Consider the following 19,832-nt stretch of genomic DNA (forward strand, 5'->3'; position numbering starts at 1 on the left):
TTTTTAGGTGCGCCTAAAAATAATTTGCATTTTCTCAAATTATCCCTTATACTATTTTTAAGGCAAACCTAAAAAGGAGGAATTTCATGAGAAAAAGCTTTAACTTAGCTGTTCAAGCGTTAACCGTTCAATATCAAGGACGGACCGCTTTAAATAATATCCACGTTACTATTCCCTCCGGTAAAATTACTGGAATTATCGGACCAAATGGTGCTGGAAAGTCAACATTTATTAAAGGGTTATTAGGCTTGATTAAAACAAAGGAACGTGATGTTTTGTTAAATAATCAAGCGATTGACCAACAAAAAACAACCATTGCCTATGTAGAACAACGTAGTGCCTTGGATCTTAGTTTCCCCATTAGCGTTTTTGAAACGGTCTTGCTAGGAACCTATCCAAACTTGGGACTATTAAAACGCCCAGGAAAGAAAGAAAAGCAAGCAGCCCTGGCTGCATTAAAAATGGTGCAATTAGAAGACTATGCGCAACGCCAGATTGGCGAACTTTCTGGTGGTCAATTGCAACGTGTGTTTATTGCCCGTGTTTTGGCCCAAGGTGCTGAGGTGATTTTTTTAGATGAACCTTTCGTCGGCATTGATATGTCTAGTGAAAAAGTGATTATGGATATTCTTAAATCATTAAAAAATCAAGGTAAAATGATTATCATTGTTCACCATGATTTGCACAAAGTTTCCCACTATTTTGATGAATTAATCGTTTTGAAAAACCGGCTAATTGCTGCGGGCCCTGTGGAACAAACGTTTACTGCAGAAACGCTCCAAGAAGCATACGGTGATTTGTTAGGTGATTTATTAATACAGGGGGTTGCAAAATGATTGCTGCATTTATTGATGGTTTATTCCGTTATCAATTTTTACAAAATGCCCTTTTGACGTCTGTAATTGTCGGACTCATTTCAGGGGTAATTGGTTCATTCATTATTTTACGAGGGATGTCTTTAATGGGTGATGCGATTTCCCATGCTGTTTTACCAGGCGTCGCTGTTTCTTATATGTTTGGTTTCAATTATATTTTTGGCGCTTCAATTTTTGGCTTATTAGCTGCATTATCGATTGGCTTTATTACCCAAAAAAGTCCACTAAAAAATGATACTGCCATTGGTGTTGTCTTTAGTTCTTTTTTTGCTTTAGGGATTATTTTTATCTCTTTTGCAAAAAGTTCCACCGATTTATATCATATTTTGTTTGGGAATGTATTAGCGGTCGCAGACACCGATATTTTAATTACCTGTGTCGTCGGCGTGATTGTCTTGATTTTTGTGGCATTGTTTTATAAAGAATTGCAAATCACTTCTTTTGATCCCACAATGGCCCAAGCCTATGGTTTAAATATTCAATTTTTCCACTATGCATTGATGTTTTTACTAACATTAGTCGCTGTTTCTTCTTTGCAAACCGTCGGCACTATTCTAGTCATTGCCATGCTGATTACGCCTGCGGCAACGGCTTATCTATTAACAAACCACTTACCAACAATGATTGGCTTAGCCTCTACTTTTGGGATTTTAAGTTCAGTGATTGGCCTGTTCTTTAGTTATTCTTATAACTTAGCTTCTGGTGCGACGATTGTTTTAACCGCCGCCTTATTCTTTTTATTGGCTTTCTTTTTCTCACCAAAGAAAGGCCTAGTATTTGTAAACCGTGAGAAAGAAATGGAGGAATCAACGAATGAAAAAATTTAGTTTATTTTTTTTAACCCTTTTAGCAGGGTTAGCGTTAGCTGCTTGTGGGAATCAAGCAGCTGAGAAGAAAGAAAAATTGGCAATTGTGACAACGAACTCGATCCTATCCGATTTAGTAAAAAATGTTGGCCAAGACAAAATTGAGTTGCATAGTATCGTGCCAATTGGGACAGACCCTCACGAATATGAACCGTTACCAGAAGACATTGCTAAAGCTTCTGAAGCGGACATTTTATTCTTTAACGGCTTGAACTTAGAAACAGGCGGAAATGGCTGGTTTAACAAATTAATGAAAACGGCCAAAAAAGTTGAGAATAAAGATTACTTTTCCGCAAGCAAAAATGTTACGCCACAATATTTAACAAGTGCTGGTCAAGAACAAACAGAAGATCCACATGCTTGGTTAGACATTGAAAATGGCATTAAATACGTAGAAAACATTCGTGACGTGTTAGTAGAAAAAGATCCAAAAAATAAAGATTTCTATACAGAAAACGCGAAAAATTATACCGAAAAACTTAGCAAACTACATGAGGAAGCCAAAGCTAAATTTGCTGATATTCCTGATGATAAAAAATTATTAGTTACAAGTGAAGGTGCCTTTAAATATTTCTCCAAAGCTTATGATTTAAATGCCGCTTATATTTGGGAAATTAACACAGAAAGTCAAGGAACACCTGAACAAATGACCACGATTATTGATACCATTAAGAAATCAAAAGCACCTGTGTTATTTGTTGAAACCAGTGTCGATAAACGTAGTATGGAACGGGTCTCAAAAGAAGTGAAACGACCAATTTACGATACACTTTTCACAGACTCCCTTGCCAAAGAAGGAACAGAAGGCGATACGTACTACAGCATGATGAACTGGAATTTAACAAAAATCCATGATGGCTTAATGAGTAAATAAATAATAAAGAAGAAAGAACCAAGTTGACTCCCCCTCAACTTGGTTCTTTCTTCTTTATTTAACTAATTCCTCAATATCAATTACTCGATCCACAATTTCCTCATAAAAATCTGCTTCATGGGAAACCAGAAAAACCGTTCCTGGGTAAACGTGAATTGCTTCTTGTAAACTTTTTTTGGCCGCTTCATCAATATGATTGGTTGGCTCATCTAAAAATAACAAATTACTTGTTTGCATCATTAGTTCCGCTAGTTTTACTTTTGTTTGCTCACCACCACTTAACAGGGCTAACGACTGCATTGCTAACTTATCTGGTAAACCTGCCCTAGCCAAATGACTTCTTCGCTCTTTAATCGTTGTATCTGGAAAACGATCTGATAAATAGTCTAGCGGCGTTAACTGCTCATTAGGCCACGCCAAGTCTTGGGTAAAATAAGCAATTTTTGTATTCAGCGGATAATGAAATTCTCCATCTAATGAAGGAATCACTTTGGTTAACGTTTTAATTAATGTTGATTTGCCAATCCCATTAAAGCCTTTCAATGCGACTTTTTCACCGACATGAACCATTAAATCTAACGGTTCTAACAAAGGTTCCCGATAGCCGACAACTAACTTCTGGGTCGTTAGTGCTTGCGTTGCAACTAACCCTTGATAAGGAAATTCAATCGCTGGCTTAGTCAAGGAACCTGGCGGAGTCAATCGTTCCAACCGGTCCAATTGTTTTTGTCGACTTTTAGCCATCGTTGCTCGATTTCCAGCTTTGTATTTACGGATGTAGGCTTCCATTTTTTCAATTTTTTCTTGTTGGGCCTGATACTGTTTCAAATAGGTTTGTTTATTCTGCTCTTTTTGTGCAAAAGATTTTTCTACATTTCCAGTATATTTGGTTAACTTGCCAAACTCAATATCTGCGATGCAATTCGTCACTTCATTTAAAAATTGATAATCATGGGAGACTAATAGAAAGCTTCCTGCAAAATTATTCAGATAGCGAACAAGCCATTGAATATGTGTATCATCTAAATAGTTGGTGGGTTCATCTAAAAGTAACACATCAGGGGCCTCTAACAATAATTTTGCTAAAATCACTTTTGAACGTTGACCACCGCTTAGCTCCCCTAACTTTTTATCCAAACCAATTGCTTGTAGTCCTAACCCATTGGCTAAATCCTGAATAATCGTGTCGATTTGGTAAAAATTACTTTCATCTAAATCTGTTTGTAATTTGCCTGCTTGTTCTAAAAATTTTTCCGAAGCCGTTTGACTGTATTCTTCATAAAGTTTTGTCAGTTTCGCTTCTTTATCAAAAAGTTCTTGAAAGGCTTGTTTCAAAAAATCAACCATCGTTAGTGATTGTTCTACAGAAACATGCTGATCCAAGTACCCAATCTTGCAATTTTTTTGCCACTGAATCGTTCCTTCGTCTGGCAATACTTCCCCCGTTAAAATTTTAATTAAGGTGGATTTGCCGACACCATTTTGGCCAGTTAAGCCTAAATGATCCCCTTTATTCACTTGCAATGAAGCCTCTTCATACAAGACCTTTTCGCCAAACCGATGCGTTAAATGTTCAATAGTTAAAATACTCATTTTCGTCACTTCTTTCTTGTTAACTGATTATTTTGGGACAACAAAAAAAGAACCACGTCTGCACGTCGTCCATCCTGACAGAAATCCCGACAACCGCTTGTACGTACACTCAAATAAGACTAGCTTTTCTAGTCAAAAAATGTCCTATCAAGCGATGAAGAAATTAATTGCTCGGCTCCACAACAGTGCTTCATCTGTTCTTAAACTATCGGGAGCTACTTTTCTTGTTAATTTATCAGTTAAAACAAAAAACATGTGAATCACCTTTCTTATGCTTGTATTCTACCATAGAATGACAAGAAAGCAAGCCACGTTGGTTTATAACGAAAGGAGCCCACAAACCATCATTTTGTCGGCTCCCTATCCCTATTATTCTGATAAATAGTTTAATGCATAGCGTACGTGGTACTCTGCCGCTAAAAGTAAGGCACGTTCATCAATATCAAATTGTTCATGATGGTGTCCAAAATGAGTAGCTGGATTTTCAGGGTTTCGTGAACCGACCCGTCCATAGATACCAGGAATTACCGCTAAGTAATCAGCAAAATCATCCGCCCCTAAACTTTTAGGATGATCGGTCACAACATTTTCAAAACCAACAATCTCACTGGCTACCTGCTGTGCACGGTTGGTTGCTTGTTCTTCATTAATTAATGGATTCGCTGCCGCATAAACAGAAAAATCAGCAATTTCTGTACGATAAGACTGAGCAATTTCATGGGCAATTTCTTCTACTCGTTGTAAAACAAATTGGCGCGTTTCCTGACTAAATGTTCGAACAGTGCCTTCAATGGTTGCCTGGTTTGCTACAATGTTATAACGTGTTCCTGCTTGTAAAACGCCAATTCCTACTACGACAGAATCTAAAGGATCAATCTCGCGAGCCACAATTTTTTGTAATTCCACAACGATACTGGCTGCTGCTAAAACAGCATCCCGTCCATTCTGTGGTTGGGCAACGTGACTACTTTGACCCCTGACTTCAATCTTAAAAATATCGCAAGAGGCATTGGTGGCGCCTTTGGTAGCGACTAATTTTCCGACCGGCACACTAGAATCTAAATGAATCCCAAACACTTGGTCGATTGCTTCTAAATAATTTCCTTCCACAAATTGTCGAGCGCCTGCACCAATTTCTTCAGCTGGCTGGAAGGCCAGTTTAATCGTTCCTGAAAAGGTATCCTGATGTTTTTTGAGCACTTTAGCTGCACCTAGTAATGCTGCCGCATGACCATCGTGTCCACAAGCATGATTGAGTCCTGGATTTTTAGAAGCATAGGCAGCGCCTGTTGCATCTGGCAATTCCAACGCATCAATATCTGCACGTAACAAAATCGTTTTGCCAGCGCCAAGACCTCCTTCTATGGTTGCTAAAACACCCGTTTCCCCTACTTCTACAAACGGAATAGCTAAGGCTAGTAGTTCTTCTTTAATTCGCTTAATCGTTTCATATTCTTTTAAACTTGCTTCAGGGTATTGATGAAAATGACGTCTTAAATGGATTATCCATTCCTTTTCCGTTGCAATAGCTTCTTGGATTGTTTGAATCGTTGTTGTACTCATTATAAATACCTCCTTTATTTTTTACCAAATGTTTCCCAGGCTGGAACATTGGCGCCTTTTGATGTTTCTGCAATGACCTTTTTTGTTTCTTCTTGTTGATATTCTTCTACAACTTTTTGATAAAGTTTATTCTCTTGATCTTCTTCTCGGGCCACGACAATGTTCACATAAGGTTTCGCTTTTTCGTTTACAGGTTCTAAGAAAATAGCATCTTTTTCTGGTGTATAACCAGCATCAACAGCCATACCGCTGTTGATCACTGAAGCATCGACATCTTGTAAAGCGCGCGCTGTTTGCGTAGCATCTAATTCAGTTATTTTCAATTGGCGTTTATTTTCAGTAATATCGCTAACAGTTGGTAATTGCTGTTTCGCAGGATCAACTTTTATCAGTCCCGCAGTTTGTAATAAAATTAACGCCCGCCCACCATTTGTCGGATCATTCGGGATAGCAATTTCTCCGCCGTCTTTAATTTTTGTGATATCTTTCAATTTATTAGCGTAAATTCCCAATGGTGCATTGACTGTATTGCCAATTGATACTAATTTCGTCCCATGCTCTTTATTGTAATTGTCTAAAAAGATTTGATGCTGAAAGGCATTTAAATCAATTTCTTTTTCTGCTAATGCTGCATTAGGTTGCGTATAGTCTGTAAATTCTACCAATTGTAAATCAATATTTTTCTTTTTCAAACGGTCTTTGACCGATTCCCATTCATCGTTTTTTGTTCCTACAACGCCTAGTTTAACAGTTTCTGTCTTAGTATCCTTCGCAGTCCCCGATGCACAACCTGCAATCGTAAAAGCTAATACTCCAATAAGTCCAATTAATTTACTAAATTTTTTCATTTGTCAGTTCTCCTTTTTTCTAATGTGATGTTTTTTTGATTAATTGATTACTAATGGCTTGACTGATAAATACCATAATTAAAATAATTAACGTGGCCATAAATGTCACATCGGTTTGAAACCGATTGTAGCCTCGAGTAATCGCTAAGTTGCCTAGACCACCGGCCCCAATCGCTCCTGCCATAGCTGTTAATCCAATTAAATTAATAATTGTCACTGCTGAAACACGAATAATACTTGGTAACCCTTCAATTAAATAGACCCGAAAAATAATCCCTAAGGGACTCGTCCCCATAGCTTCTGCCGCTTCAATAACACCAGGATCTACTTCTAATAACGCATTTTCAATCTGGCGCGCGAAGAACGGAATTACGCCAATAACTAACGGGACTAACGCTGCGGTTGTACCAATTGTTGTTCCTGCCAAAATTCGTGTTAACGGTTGAATCAGTGCGAGCATAATAATAAAAGGAATGGAGCGACAAACATTAATAATTTTTTCTAAGACGCTATACAGGGGTGAATTTTTCAAAACACCACTGGGCCCAGTACTAACAAGCACGACACCCAACAAGACTCCTAACACGCCAGCAATCAAGGCTGTCCAAAAAACCATGTATAATGTTTCCCATGTACTTTGAAAAAACTCTTGTTTTAATTGAACAACATTCGGAAAATATTTCTCAAATAATTGATACATTTTTATTTCACTCCTTTTTTAAATCACCTGTAAATTCTGCTTTTTCTTTGTTTGCTGATAGGTTTTCAAAACATTGGTTCGCACGCCTTGTTTCGCTAAATAAGTAAGGGCTTGTTGACGCTGGGCCTCATCACCAGAAAGCACCACAATTAAATGGCCAATAGGAACATTTTGAACAATTTCGACATTGCCATAAAGGATATTTGTATATACCTGATATTGGCTATACAATTGTGCAATTAATGGCTCGTTCGTTTGATCTCCCACATAAGAAAATTCAATTAATTCTTGATTTTTATCTAAATCAGCTAATTTAGGATGTTCAAGAATCGTGGTTAATGCTTGGTCAATATGGGTTGCTGTCCGAATAAAATCTTTGGTCAAAGGTTGTTGTGGTTGACTAAAAATCGAAACAATATCGTTTGATTCGACAACGCAGCCATTTTCCATCACCGCGACTTTATCACAAATTTCTTTAACCACTTGCATTTCATGGGTGATCAAGACAATCGTCAAGTTCAGTTCTTGATTTAACTTTTTTAACAAGGCTAAAATCTGTCCAGTTGTTTTTGGATCTAACGCACTCGTCGCTTCATCACAAAGTAAAATTTCAGGATCGTTTGCTAAAGCGCGGGCAATCGCAACCCGCTGTTTTTGCCCTCCTGACAGTTGACTGGGATAAGCGTCCCGTTTTTCACTTAGTCCAACTAACTCTAATAAACGGCTGATTTTTTGACGCCGTTCAGTTTTACTTAGCCCAGAATATTTTAATGAAAAATCGATATTACTAAATATGGTCCGCTCTTTCATCAAATTAAAATGTTGAAAAATCATGCCAATCTTTTTTCGTTGTTGTCGTAATTCCTTTTTAGAAAAAGTTAAAATATTTTCTTTGTTAATAATAACGCTGCCCGCTGTTGGTCGTTGCAATAAATTAATTACCCGTACTAACGTACTTTTTCCAGCACCGGAATAACCAACGATTCCGTAGATATCTCCTTTATCAATTGTCAAAGAAACATCTTGGACGGCCTGAATTTCTTGTTTTTTTTGTTGAAATGTCACACTGATATTTTTTAGTTCAATCATTCTTTATCCCCCTTCATTCTTACCAACCTGCATTTTTTCATAAAAAAGAAAAAAGCATCCTCAACGACACAACTCGAGTTGTATCGTTGAGGACGCTTTTTTGCGTGTTACCACCTCATGTTCAGAATTTGCTCACACAAATTCCCTTTTCAAGTACGGAACAACATGTTCGATACCCTAGCTCGATAACGGGAGCCCCCGTCGCCGCCTTGTGTTTAACACTCGGAGCGCTTGCTCAATAGCCATTTTCCAAAACGTCTTTGTCACCTATTCTCAGCTACCTAGGCTCTCTGTTAGACAGATCAAGTCTTGTACTTACTATCTCACTGCTTTTTTATTTCTATTCATTCTAAACTGATTTTCATCTGATTTCAAAATCAAACAGACTAGAGTTTCTATCCCTTCAAGCATCGAGTAATCGCAGATAACTGCTACTCTGTCGCTTTGCGCCAGTCGTAGTGCTCAACAGGATTTGACTGTGGCGAGAATCGTAGGAACACTTTCGTGCAAATGACACAACTTGACCTTCGGTCACCTTGTACTGTTCATCACTTACAAAGGCCATAACGCGTCGAGTAACCGCAGACAGCATCTACTCTGTCGCTTTGCGCCAATCGTAGTGATTCGTGCAAATGACACAACCTGCCCTTCGGTCATCTTGTACTGTTCATCATCTACTCTGTCGCTTTGCGCCAATCGTAGTGATTCGTGCAAATGACACAACCTGCCCTTCGGTCATCTTGTACTGTTCATCATCTACTCTGTCGCTTTGCGCCAATCGTAGTGATTCGTGCAAATGACACAACCTGCCCTTCGGTCATCTTGTACTGTTCATCATCTACTCTGTCGCTTTGCGCCAATCGTAGTGATTCACAGCAAAAAGCCCTTCACTAGCGTTTTGCTAGTAAAGGGCGAATGATTCGCGGTACCACCTTTTTTCGAAATATAACTGATTCTTTATATCTCATCTCTTATCCAAGTCTTTATTAACTTGGTGCACATGGTAACGGGTGCTTAGCCGAAATTGCTTACTTATCAGCAATTTATTCTCAGAGGCCATCTTCAACTTTTCTGAACCTTGTCCCTTTTCACCAGTCAGGACTCTCTTTTGAAGGTCATCAAAATTTACTCTTCTCTTCAACGAATGAATAGTTATCTGTGATGTTGATTTACACTTTACTAGAGAAAAAAGAGATTGTCAACAGTTTTTCTTAGAAAAAAATCATTTTTCTTTTTTTACGAAAGAGCAATTGACAAACTTTCGTCTATACGTTATTCTATTTCTTGTGCACGAGATTTGTACCATTTTTTAAAAGGATCTTTGACGATTACTCCTCGTAGTTTAGCCTTTGAAAGTGAACTCTATGGTTTTCACTTCATTGCAATCCTCGAGTTAGTTTAGCCTTTGAAAATGCCGCCTTAGCTCAGTTGGTAGAGCACCACCATGGTAAGGTGGGGGTCGCCGGTTCAAGCCCGGCAGGTGGCTTTTTGGTAAAATCCCAACTCTTTAATAAAGAGTTGGGATTTTTTTGTTTTGCCCACACTTAGTGTTCTGTCAAGATGAGAAAATAACAAAAGCAATTTCTTCATTCCACTCGTTATGTTATATTTTAATTGTTAAATAATTATTGGAGTGGAGTACAATGATGAAACAATTACCTACAGAATCAAAAAAATTTGATTTGAAGAATTGGTGTATGGAAAATAAAACCTATCTTCTATTGATCATTTTAATTTATCAAGTGGCAGTTTTATCCATCGGCGTTATCAATTTCCCTTACTTAGATGATAATGCTCGCCAAGTCGCTGGAATGACAGATTTTGGTACGACTTACGCACGTTGGGGCAGTGAATTTCTCTCATGGTTTGTTCAAGGAAGTCGTCATTTAACAGATCTGGGCTTGACCACACCGATTCTAACAGGTCTTATCTTATCTCTCACAAGCATACTGGCTATTTATATCATCAATGACCAAAAAATTAGCTGGGGTTCCTCTTTAGTAGCTACTTTAATTGGCCTCAATCCTTGGTTCCTCCAATGTCTTAGTTTCAGGTTTGATAGTCCCTATATGGCATTGAGTATTTTTTGTTCGTTTCTTCCTTTTTATTGGTGGCAGCGTAATTCTTTTGCGTTTTTCTTGGTTTCTGTCTTTTCGCTGTTTGTTATGTTTAATACTTACCAAGCCTCGTCAGGAATTTATATAGTTATCGTCTTATTCCTTACTTTCAAGCAGTTACTTGCTGGAGAAAATTTCATCGCTCTTTGTAAAAAAGTCGCACTTGCTGCTATCGCTTATCTACTTTCTATAGTCAGCTACCTTATCGAGTTAAAATTTGTACCTTCCGCAACAAACAACATTGGGGGCAGTCAGGCCTTACCAAGTTTGCACGATATTCCCAGTGTGGCGTATCAAAATAGTTACCATTATTTTTCAGAGCTATTGAACCAAAGTAATCGTTTATGGCTTTTATTACTGCTTCTACTGCTTGTTTTATTTTTTATTAGTCATCTATCAAATAGCAAAATCAACTTAGGCCTAAGTTTCCTTTATTGTATCTTGTATTTAGGACTTGCTTCTTTCTTAAGTTTTGGTATTTTTATTGTCTATTCAAGAAATATCGCAGGTGATGCGCCTCGCTATATTTACGGATTTGCTGTTTTCGTTACAATCAGCATGTTAAGTTTATTTAACAATCGACAAGTGAAAGCAATTTATCTAACTTCGTTGCTTGTGGCCAGCTTATTTTCTTATTATATTTTATCGTTTGTTTTGGTGTATTCTTCCACATTAAACTATCAAAAAGAGGCATTCAACCGCCAAGCAGCTGTTTTAACAGATGATTTAAAAAATGTTGTAACAAACGAACGAAAAAAAGTTTATTTAAATACGTTTTTCAAAAATTCAACTGTTTATGCTAATACAAGTCGAAACTACCCAATTCTTTCAAAGATTGTGCCACCAAATGACGGTCTATACTTCCCTAATTACGTTTGGTTCAATACTTCATCGAATTTAGGAGTAGAGATGGCACCACTGACCGATACGGATATGTCTAAAAATCAAAAAGTAGTAAGTAATCACTTTTATGACATTTATGCAAACAATAAAGAAATATTTGTGTTTATGAAATAATTTGTTCCATCAAAAAACACTTCTTTTGCAATAAATGTGACTGTATGGTTTGATTAAGATGGATTAACTATCCTTTTCGGATACAGCTATTACTTCCTGAAACTTGTTTATTTCTCATTTTTCTTATGAAGTAACAAAATTTTTGCAAAAAAACAATTCGTTTTCTATGTTATGATAGAGAAGTGAAAATCACCAGAAAGGTTGTTGCGGACTATGAGAACTCGTCAGAAAAAATTATTTTTATTTTCAATGATTTTATGGTTAGTTGAATTTTTAATTACACGGATTTCTGATTCTTTTCCAGGAGCAACGCCATTGTTCGTTGTGATTTGCTTGATTCAAGGAATTCTTTTTACTTATTTCTGTCTTGCTTTTTTCTATTATCCGCAATAATCAGTCAAGAAAAGCAATTAGAGCAGATTCAGCAAATTTCTGAAACCCCAAAAATGGCACGTCCTCGCTTTTAGGACATGCCATTTTTTAAAGCATTATTTGTGTAAAAGCCGTTCGTATCGCCTGTTGAACATTTTGAACAGCATCGATTTGATGGCTTTTTGCTTCAGTCAATTCTTTTTCAATATATTCAGGATAATAGGTTGCCAAATAACCCAAGACCCAGATAGTTGGATCTGAAATAACCGTCTCTGCTAATGGATACAAATAGGCAAGATGCAACCGAATTTCTTCTTCCAAATGCTGCAGCATAATTGGATCATCATTTTCTAAACGATTCCTAAGTTCCGTACAAATTTTGGAATAGATCGGTGTATTTAACGGTCCAGTTTTTCCTTCTAGTAAGACTGTCTGAGGCTGATTGTCATACCAAAGAAAAGTCAGTGGTTCTGAAAATTGCAACAGTGCTAATTCTTCAATAAACCATTCCCGAGCAAAATAACTAAGCGCTTGGTTCATAACTAAATCTTTTGCGACTTCCACAAATACTGGTTTAGGCAAATATAAACTGGTTTTAATATTCGCTAATTGTTGATAAACAGGCAACTGATCGCTTACTAACAGGTTCCTTTTGATTGCTTGAATTTGCTGCGTTTCTAATTGTTGATACGCTTCTTCCACTTGCATTAATTGTTGCTCTAACGTTTTTTGTTGTGCTAGCGTTATTTTTTTAGTTTGAAGTAATTGCTTTAATAAAATATACCCTTCAATAAAGCGACGACTTTGACTATAGATTTGCATATAAATTGCCGCTGTTTTTAGGTTCTCGAAATAAGACTCTTGGAACGCTTCTGCCAATGCTAGTGCTTCGTCAGCTTCACCCATTTCCAACAATAATTGGACAATTTTTTGATTTACTGGCGGTGTTTGTTGTAGCTGATAGGCTTGTTGAAAATTTTCTAAAGCAGCTAGCTGATTATGTTCTACCAGCGCTTCTTCTCCTTGTGCAATAAAACGTTCATAGTTTTTTGGAAATTCATGAATGGTAGTCATATCTAACCTCCTTTATTTCTTATTTAAAGCAGATGGGACACTTGCCTAAATGGCTAGTGTCCCGATTTTAACTATTCAAACGGACTTTTTTAGTAAAGATTACGAATAATGATTGCCGTTTCTAGGTCGCCCTCAGCATTCATCTTCTCCGCCTTTTCTTCTAAACTATACCCAGCAAAACTTTCGTTTGTTAAGACATCTGCTACTGTAAATTTAGCAACTTTTTCAATACTGACTGCGTCTGGTGCTACTTCTTGCACGCTATCCCAGCCTGTATCAATAAAGACTTTTGTATCTTCAGTAATCGCTTCGTTTGCTTCTAACGCCTGCATAATTTCTTTTAACTGTGCATACGTCATAACCTCGACTTGATTTTCCATTTAAACGCCTCACTTTGTCCATTCCTTTTTAAGGATTAGGTTTTAATTTTAGACTTTTTCTTTAATTGTTTTTAATGCATGGTATAAGGCATATTTCATTGGTTTGGCTTTCCATTGGAAATTACCCATTAATTCTTCGACATGACCGCCAAAGGATTGTTTGAATTTAAGAACCCCATCACTTCCATCAAAGACACCGTCAACGCCATAAAAATTATATTTGGGAATGTTATTTTCTACTGTGTAAGTTAACATTTTATGTTGAATTAAATACGGTGCATAGTATTGTTTATATTTTTCATACGTACCACTAAACAAGTAAACCACTTCTTGTGGATGAACAATGAATAAGGCGCCTGCTAAAATTTCAGGTTCATCTGATGTTTTCATTTCTTTAGCTTCGTCAATCCGTTTGCGCACGGTACGAACTTCATCTTCGAATTCACGTTTCTGGTTATTTTTTTTACGGCTTTTAGGATTGGCAATTAACGCTTCATTGACTTCGTTGAGTGTCTCTTGTAATTTGCGTAATTTCTCATGAAGATTTTCTAAATAAGTAGCAAAGTTTAGTTCCGCCACCATAAATTTCGCTCGTTCGCCAAACTCTTCATAAACCGCTTGGTAATAAGCTAAATCCTTATCTTCAAAATTACGTCGTGCACTTGTTTCTTCCGTTAATTTCTTAAAGAGAGGTAACTCTTCGTAACGAAGTTCTCGGGTTGTTACTCCATATTCCCATGTTTTCTTGATGTCATATTTAGCATCTTTTCCATAAGATTTCCAAAGATCTTCTTCTGTTAACCCAGCCATATCTTTGACAAACAGCCAACGTGGCGCGCCATCAAAATTGTGCACATCAAACCCTTGGTGTTCAAAACCAATTGATGTGAAATAGTCAAATGTTTCTTGATTGACCTTTTCAACTTCACCACCATTAAAATCACGTAAACAAATTTGTTTATTTGGAGTAAAGGTTAAATAAAGGCCATCATTTTTTTTCACATATTTTTTTAAGCCTGTGAAAAAGGCTTCTACACATTTTTTATCTGTATAATCCATCAAAATTCCGCCGTCAATGTCGAAAGCATGACCAATTTTGACTTTTTTCTTGCTTAGGATACACGCAGCAATTAATTGACCTTCTCGTTTGACACCAACATATTCACAATGCCAGCCACGTCGTTCCAATAAATGTTTCATTTCGGGTGTTTCTAAAAAGTTACCTGCAGGATGTGTCATTGCAAAGGTAGTAAATTCTTGTTCAGTTAATGTACTAAACTGATCCATATCAAACAACTCACAATCTTTTTTTGTTAAATAAATTAGCACTTTTCAGCTTAACCTACTTTTTGCTTTCTTTCAAACAAAGTTACCTCACTGGCTAATTCTTATTTTTCGGTTCTTATTAATTATATCTAATTTTGCTAAAATGCAAACAGTTTTCAACGGAAAAAAAGAATTTCTTTGGAATCTTTCATTTTTGACTGAATATCTTTCTTTTATAAAAAATATTTGAGCGTGGGACAAAAATCACTTTGGATTTTTGCTCCACGCTCAAAAACTGATAAACGGCGGGAACAGAAGCAACACTACGCATTGCTTCTGTCTCGACCTCAGATATTAAAACTTATGAGAATCCGTTGAACATCTTTACCTTAGGTTCTTAATTTACTCAACAGTTACACTTTTGGCTAAGTTCCTTGGTTTATCAACATCGTAGCCTCTTTGTAAGGTTGCATAGTACGCTAATAATTGGCCTGGAACAATGCTAACTAAGGCAGAAAGTAACGGATGAACATCTGGAATAATCAGTTGGTCTTGTGGTTTTGCCAAGGATTCCAAGGCAATCACAATATTTCTTGCCCCACGACTCTCGACTTCCTTTAAATTGCCTCTTGTATGAGCTGCGACTTTGGCATCTGTCACAATCCCAATCACAGGTGTTCCTTCTTCAATTAAGGCAATCGTTCCATGCTTCAACTCACCTGCCGCAAAGCCTTCTGCTTGAATGTAGGAAATTTCTTTCAACTTCAAGGCCGCTTCCATCGACACATAATAGTCGACTCCTCGCCCAATATAGAAGGCATTTCGAGTATACGTCAGATAATCTTCCACCAAGGCTTTCATTTGTTGTTTTTCATCAATCAAGGTTTCCATGACAGCCGCTACCACGCTCAACTCGTGAGCTACATCAAATGAGACGGCTGCTAATGTTTGGCGTTCTTCACCAATTGCTTTTGCTAAAATAGCTAAGACAGCGATTTGGGCAGTATAAGCTTTGGTGGAAGCGACAGCAATTTCTGGTCCTGCGTGTAATAACAAGGTATCGTCCGCTTCACGTGATAATGTTGAACCAGCAACATTTGTTAATGTCAGTGATGGATGCCCTAATTCATTAACCTGTACCAGTACTTGGCGACTATCTGCCGTTTCACCACTTTGACTTAAGAAAATGAAGAACGGTTTTTCAGATAAAATAGGCATATTGTAACCAAATTCGCTTGATAAATGAACTTCCACAGGAATACTGGCAATCGTTTCAATTAAAGATTTTCCGACCCAACCTGCGTTATAACTTGTTCCACAAGCAATAATGTAAATTCGGTCACATTGATTAATTTTCTCAAGTAACGCTTCATCTAAAGTCACTTTTTCGCCTTGAGTATATGCTTGAACAATTTTGCGCATCACTGCAGGTTGTTCATCAATTTCTTTGAGCATATAAAACGGATATGTTCCTTTTTCAATGTCATTTAAATCTAATTGCGCTTCAAAAGGTTCTCGGTTGATTACTTGTCCTTCTGGCGTTTCGATTACTACTTTGTCCGCTGTAACAGTTACAATTTCACCATCAACAATCTCAACAAATTGATTGGTTTCTTTAATCATCGCCATCGCGTCACTACAAATCACATTAAAGCCTTCACCTAGACCGATAAGTAACGGACTCTTATTTTTCGCTACGTAGATAGTATTGGGGTCCATTTTATCCATTAATGCAAAAGCGTATGAACCTTTAATTTCGGCTAAAGCCGCTTTAAAAGCATCTTTTGTTGAAAAACCATTTTCAGCAAAATGAGCAATTAATTGAACGACGATTTCAGTATCTGTATCACCAATTAAGTGAGCACTGCTTAAAAATTGTTCTTTTAATTCTTCAAAGTTTTCAATGACACCATTATGCACTAAGGCAAAGCGTTGATCGCTGGAAACATGGGGATGTGCATTGGCGACAGTTGGTTCGCCATGAGTGGCCCAACGAGTATGACCAATACCAACTGTTCCATCGATTTCTGGCGTTAATTTTGCTGCTAAATCGGCAATGCCCCCAACTGCCTTAACTACATGGGGCTGTTGGCTTTGATCATTCACACAAATCCCAGCAGAATCATAGCCTCTATATTCCAATTTTGTTAATCCTTGAATCAAACTTTCCGTGACATTTTCTTTCCCAATCATTCCGACAATTCCACACATAATGCTAATTCCTACTTTCCAATTGAAATTCTGTATTTACTAGGTCCTGTTTAACTAGTAAATCCCATTATATGTTTCTACCTGCGTGATAACCGCTTTGTTCTAACTTCGCAATTAGTTTTTCTTTGTTATCTGTAGAGTGCAGTCCCTAGAGCCACCCGCCGAATCTTCGATAAGCTCTCTCCTCGTCACCTGTACGTTCAGGTCTGGCGCTATCCAATATTGGTCTATATACCTCCCTTATAAATATATTTAGTAGAAACATAAATAATCATACAATTAAAAGGTGGTGCCTGTCAACAAAAATATAAAAACATTAAATTGGTCTAGTTCTTTACAATAGTAAAAAAAGAATCTAGTACACTCATAGTAAGAGAAAGTACTAGATTCTTAATAATAAAAAAATATCCGCTCCATTTATAGAACCTTATCAATTTGTTATTTATTGGAACGGATTATAAAACCGTCCACCATTCACATGGAACAACCAGAAACTGATTCCTAATAGGCATAAGGCGAGTATCAATACCGAAAAATCACGCAGATGAAAAGGTTGTTGCGCATACCACGTTCGATTTTTCTTTTGACCAAAACGCCTTAATTCCATAGCGGTGCTGACAGTTTCAATTCGATCTAAACTAGATAGGATTAAGGGTAAAACGATTTGTGCTACGCCTTTGATTCGTTGGCCTAACCGCCCCTTTTTAGACATCTCATAGCCTCGCGCTTGTTGTGCTAAAGAAATATTAAAAAAATCTTCTTGGATATCGGGAATATAACGAATAGCCAGCGCTACTGCATAACTAATGCGATAACTCACACCAATCCGATTCAAGCTGGAGGCAAATTCACTAGGATTTGTTGTTAATAAAAAGATTAATGCTAATGGAATCGTACAGAAATATTTTAAAACTAAATTAAATTCATAAAATAATTCTTCTTGTGTCAAAGTAAACCGTCCGATTCCTTCCCAAATCACGGTACGTGACTGATATAAATCAACTCCATATTCAGGTGCAAAAAGGTAAACCGTTAAGATATTCAACAAAGAAAAAATAGCAATAAATTTGATAACAAAAGATATTTGATGCCATTTAATATTTGATAATTTTAACAAAACAAGCGAAACCACAGACATTCCTAACAAATAACGAGTATCATAAGTGGTCATACAAGCAACAGAGACAACGATTAAAAAGACTAATTTGCTTGTGCCATTTAAGCGATGAATCCAGGTTGAATCAGGATGATAGCCTAACATTTGTCGTTCACTCATCCAAAACGCACCTCACGATCGTAAGCAACAAATTTTTCTGTAAATAGCAAGGGATTTTCCAAGCCTAACGCTTTAGCAAAGGTAAATAAGCTCGTTTCTTTTAAAGAAGCTGCTTGAATTAATTTTTCATTTGTTAAAACAGCAACTGGAGTCGCATCTGCTAGTAAACGTCCATCACAAACTACTAACGCACGTGTTGTATATTCCAACATTAAGTGCATATCGTGAGTGATCATTAAAATAGTCACACCTAAGCGGTTCAACTCTTCTAAAAATGTCATCATTTCTGTATAATGCTTAAAATCTTGCCCAGCTGTTGGTTCATCTAAAATTAATAATTCAGGTTCTAAAACTAAGATCGATGCAATAGTTACCCGTTTTTTCTGCCCAAAACTCAATGCAGAAATCGGCCAGTTCCGGAAGGGATACAGCCCACAAATATGTAAAATATTCGTCACACGTTCCTCAATTTCTGCTTGTGGCACATCTCGTAAAACTAATCCTAAAGCTACTTCTTCAAAAATCATTTTTTTAGAAATCATTTGATTGGGATTTTGCATCACATAACCAATTTTATCTGCACGTTCTTTGATTGAATAATTGGAAAAATCCTGTCCTTCCCATAAAATCTTGCCCGATTGAGGCGTGATGAACCCGCAAATTATTTTAGAAAGTGTAGACTTCCCGGCACCATTTTTTCCTACAATGCTGATCATTTCTCCATGATGAATAGTTACTGAGAAGTCATCTAACACTTTTTCACCGTGACGATCATATTGATAGGACACTTGTTCCAAACGCAATAGTTCAGCTCCTTTGACTGCACTAACTGAACTAGGTTGGACAGACCACTGTGTCATTTTAGGCAAAACCGTTTCGCCTGATACTTCGGCTAATTTGTCTAAATGACTAACTTGTGTTAAATCAATCCCAGCATATTTCATGGCTGTAACGTACAAAGGTTCACGAATCCCTTGTTGGGTCAACGTATCTTGACGTAACAATTCATCTGGCGTTGTATCAGAAATAATTGCGCCCTCATTCATGACAATAATTCGATCAACCGATTCGCAAAGAACGTCCTCTAAGCGATGTTCTATTATTAAAACAGTCGCTTTTGTTTCTTGTTGAATGGTGTCAATCAAAGTCATTGTTTCTTGTCCCGCTCGTGGGTCAAGATTAGCCAAAGGTTCATCAAAAAGTAAAATTTTTGATTGGTTAATTAGAACGCCCGCCATAGATACACGTTGTTTTTGACCACCTGACAAATCTTGTGGACGGTGTTGCAATAACTGATTCAGCTCAACAATCTCGGACCATTTGTGGACCGCCTTTTTCATTTCTGCTTGTACAACTGCATCGTTTTCTAAAGCAAAAGCAATATCCTCAGCAACCGTTAAACCGATAAACTGCCCATCGGTATCTTGCAAAACAGTTCCGACATCAAAAGACAGATCAAACAGACTTGTTTCTTGGATATTTTTACCAGCAACCGTAGCTGTTCCTTGAATTTCACCTTCATAAATATTGGGAATTAACCCGTTGATACATTGCGCCAATGTTGATTTACCACTACCACTAGGCCCAACGATTAAAACCTTTTCTCCTTCATAGATGGTTAATTGAATCCCCTTTAATGTTGGTTCAGATTGGCTATGATATTGAAAGGAAAAATTATTAAAAGTAATGATTGGTTTTTTCATTCGGCCTC

16 protein-coding genes, 1 tRNA gene and 2 other annotated features are annotated in these 19,832 nt (G+C 37.2%); of the genes, 6 read left to right on the forward strand and 11 right to left on the reverse strand.

What is annotated here, in order from left to right; genetic code table 11:
• The first annotated feature begins 86 nt into the window (after positions 1-86).
• From IGL49_RS07910 to IGL49_RS07920, 3 genes are read left to right on the forward strand one after another with little or no spacing between them, the layout of a single operon-like run.
• Positions 87-836 carry a metal ABC transporter ATP-binding protein gene (locus IGL49_RS07910; protein ID WP_104855146.1) on the forward strand — a complete coding sequence of 250 codons (750 nt, stop codon included), beginning with the start codon at positions 87-89 and terminating at the stop codon, positions 834-836.
• Positions 833-1,702 (forward strand): metal ABC transporter permease, encoded by an 870-nt coding sequence (locus IGL49_RS07915; protein ID WP_104855145.1) that lies wholly within the window; start codon positions 833-835, stop codon positions 1,700-1,702. Before IGL49_RS07910 ends, IGL49_RS07915 begins: the two co-directional genes overlap by 4 nt.
• On the forward strand, positions 1,689-2,615 hold the full coding sequence (locus IGL49_RS07920; RefSeq protein ID WP_104855144.1) for a metal ABC transporter substrate-binding protein: 927 nt from the start codon (positions 1,689-1,691) through the stop codon (positions 2,613-2,615). The genes IGL49_RS07915 and IGL49_RS07920 overlap by 14 nt, the downstream gene beginning before the upstream one ends.
• Positions 2,616-2,669: 54 nt before the next feature.
• On the opposite strand, the gene IGL49_RS07925 is transcribed toward IGL49_RS07920, so the two are convergent.
• The 5 genes from IGL49_RS07925 to IGL49_RS07945 all read right to left on the reverse strand — a co-directional run bounded on the left by IGL49_RS07925 (position 2,670) and on the right by IGL49_RS07945 (position 8,408).
• On the reverse strand, positions 2,670-4,208 hold the full coding sequence (locus IGL49_RS07925) for an ABC-F family ATP-binding cassette domain-containing protein (RefSeq protein ID WP_104853762.1): 1,539 nt from the start codon (positions 4,206-4,208) through the stop codon (positions 2,670-2,672).
• 369 nt (positions 4,209-4,577) lie between these two features.
• The gene (locus IGL49_RS07930; RefSeq protein ID WP_104853761.1) at positions 4,578-5,771 is read right to left on the reverse strand and encodes a M20 family metallopeptidase; all 1,194 of its coding nucleotides are present in this window, start codon (positions 5,769-5,771) and stop codon (positions 4,578-4,580) included.
• Positions 5,772-5,785: 14 nt separating this feature from the next.
• Complete coding sequence (locus tag IGL49_RS07935; RefSeq protein WP_104853760.1) at positions 5,786-6,619, reverse strand: MetQ/NlpA family ABC transporter substrate-binding protein; 834 nt, start codon at positions 6,617-6,619, stop codon at positions 5,786-5,788.
• Positions 6,620-6,638: 19 nt separating this feature from the next.
• Positions 6,639-7,319 (reverse strand): methionine ABC transporter permease, encoded by a 681-nt coding sequence (locus tag IGL49_RS07940; RefSeq protein ID WP_104853759.1) that lies wholly within the window; start codon positions 7,317-7,319, stop codon positions 6,639-6,641.
• A gap of 18 nt (positions 7,320-7,337) precedes the next feature.
• Positions 7,338-8,408 carry a methionine ABC transporter ATP-binding protein gene (locus IGL49_RS07945; RefSeq protein WP_104853758.1) on the reverse strand — a complete coding sequence of 357 codons (1,071 nt, stop codon included), beginning with the start codon at positions 8,406-8,408 and terminating at the stop codon, positions 7,338-7,340.
• An 85-nt stretch (positions 8,409-8,493) separates the two neighbouring features.
• Positions 8,494-8,744: a binding site (T-box leader), on the reverse strand.
• Between the two features lie 568 nt (positions 8,745-9,312).
• Positions 9,313-9,558: a binding site (T-box leader), on the reverse strand.
• Between the two features lie 263 nt (positions 9,559-9,821).
• Between IGL49_RS07945 and IGL49_RS07950 the strand changes: the two genes are divergently transcribed.
• The 3 genes from IGL49_RS07950 to IGL49_RS07960 all read left to right on the forward strand — a co-directional run bounded on the left by IGL49_RS07950 (position 9,822) and on the right by IGL49_RS07960 (position 11,935).
• A tRNA-Thr gene (locus IGL49_RS07950) sits at positions 9,822-9,894 on the forward strand.
• 157 nt (positions 9,895-10,051) lie between these two features.
• Positions 10,052-11,542: a glucosyltransferase domain-containing protein gene (locus IGL49_RS07955; protein WP_104853755.1), complete on the forward strand. Its 1,491-nt coding sequence runs from the start codon at positions 10,052-10,054 to the stop codon at positions 11,540-11,542.
• Between the two features lie 213 nt (positions 11,543-11,755).
• The gene (locus IGL49_RS07960) at positions 11,756-11,935 is read left to right on the forward strand and encodes a hypothetical protein (protein WP_002383739.1); all 180 of its coding nucleotides are present in this window, start codon (positions 11,756-11,758) and stop codon (positions 11,933-11,935) included.
• An 87-nt stretch (positions 11,936-12,022) separates the two neighbouring features.
• Here IGL49_RS07960 and IGL49_RS07965 read toward each other — a convergent pair whose 3' ends face one another.
• From IGL49_RS07965 to IGL49_RS07990, 6 genes are all read right to left on the reverse strand, one after another.
• The gene (locus tag IGL49_RS07965) at positions 12,023-12,988 is read right to left on the reverse strand and encodes a hypothetical protein (protein ID WP_104853754.1); all 966 of its coding nucleotides are present in this window, start codon (positions 12,986-12,988) and stop codon (positions 12,023-12,025) included.
• 89 nt (positions 12,989-13,077) lie between these two features.
• Complete coding sequence (locus IGL49_RS07970) at positions 13,078-13,368, reverse strand: hypothetical protein (protein ID WP_002359936.1); 291 nt, start codon at positions 13,366-13,368, stop codon at positions 13,078-13,080.
• Between the two features lie 48 nt (positions 13,369-13,416).
• The gene (locus tag IGL49_RS07975) at positions 13,417-14,655 is read right to left on the reverse strand and encodes an aminoacyltransferase (RefSeq protein ID WP_240185120.1); all 1,239 of its coding nucleotides are present in this window, start codon (positions 14,653-14,655) and stop codon (positions 13,417-13,419) included.
• 381 nt (positions 14,656-15,036) lie between these two features.
• The gene (gene glmS, locus IGL49_RS07980; RefSeq protein WP_104853752.1) at positions 15,037-16,845 is read right to left on the reverse strand and encodes a glutamine--fructose-6-phosphate transaminase (isomerizing); all 1,809 of its coding nucleotides are present in this window, start codon (positions 16,843-16,845) and stop codon (positions 15,037-15,039) included.
• 442 nt (positions 16,846-17,287) lie between these two features.
• Positions 17,288-18,121, reverse strand: a complete 834-nt coding sequence (locus IGL49_RS07985; protein WP_104853751.1) for an energy-coupling factor transporter transmembrane component T family protein — start codon at positions 18,119-18,121, stop codon at positions 17,288-17,290.
• Positions 18,118-19,824, reverse strand: a complete 1,707-nt coding sequence (locus tag IGL49_RS07990) for an ABC transporter ATP-binding protein (protein ID WP_104853750.1) — start codon at positions 19,822-19,824, stop codon at positions 18,118-18,120. The genes IGL49_RS07985 and IGL49_RS07990 overlap by 4 nt, the downstream gene beginning before the upstream one ends.
• Positions 19,825-19,832: the final 8 nt, after the last annotated feature.

The sequence above is a fragment of the Enterococcus sp. DIV1337a genome (assembly GCF_051712285.1).
Classification (GTDB): Bacteria; Bacillota; Bacilli; order Lactobacillales; family Enterococcaceae; genus Enterococcus; species Enterococcus faecalis.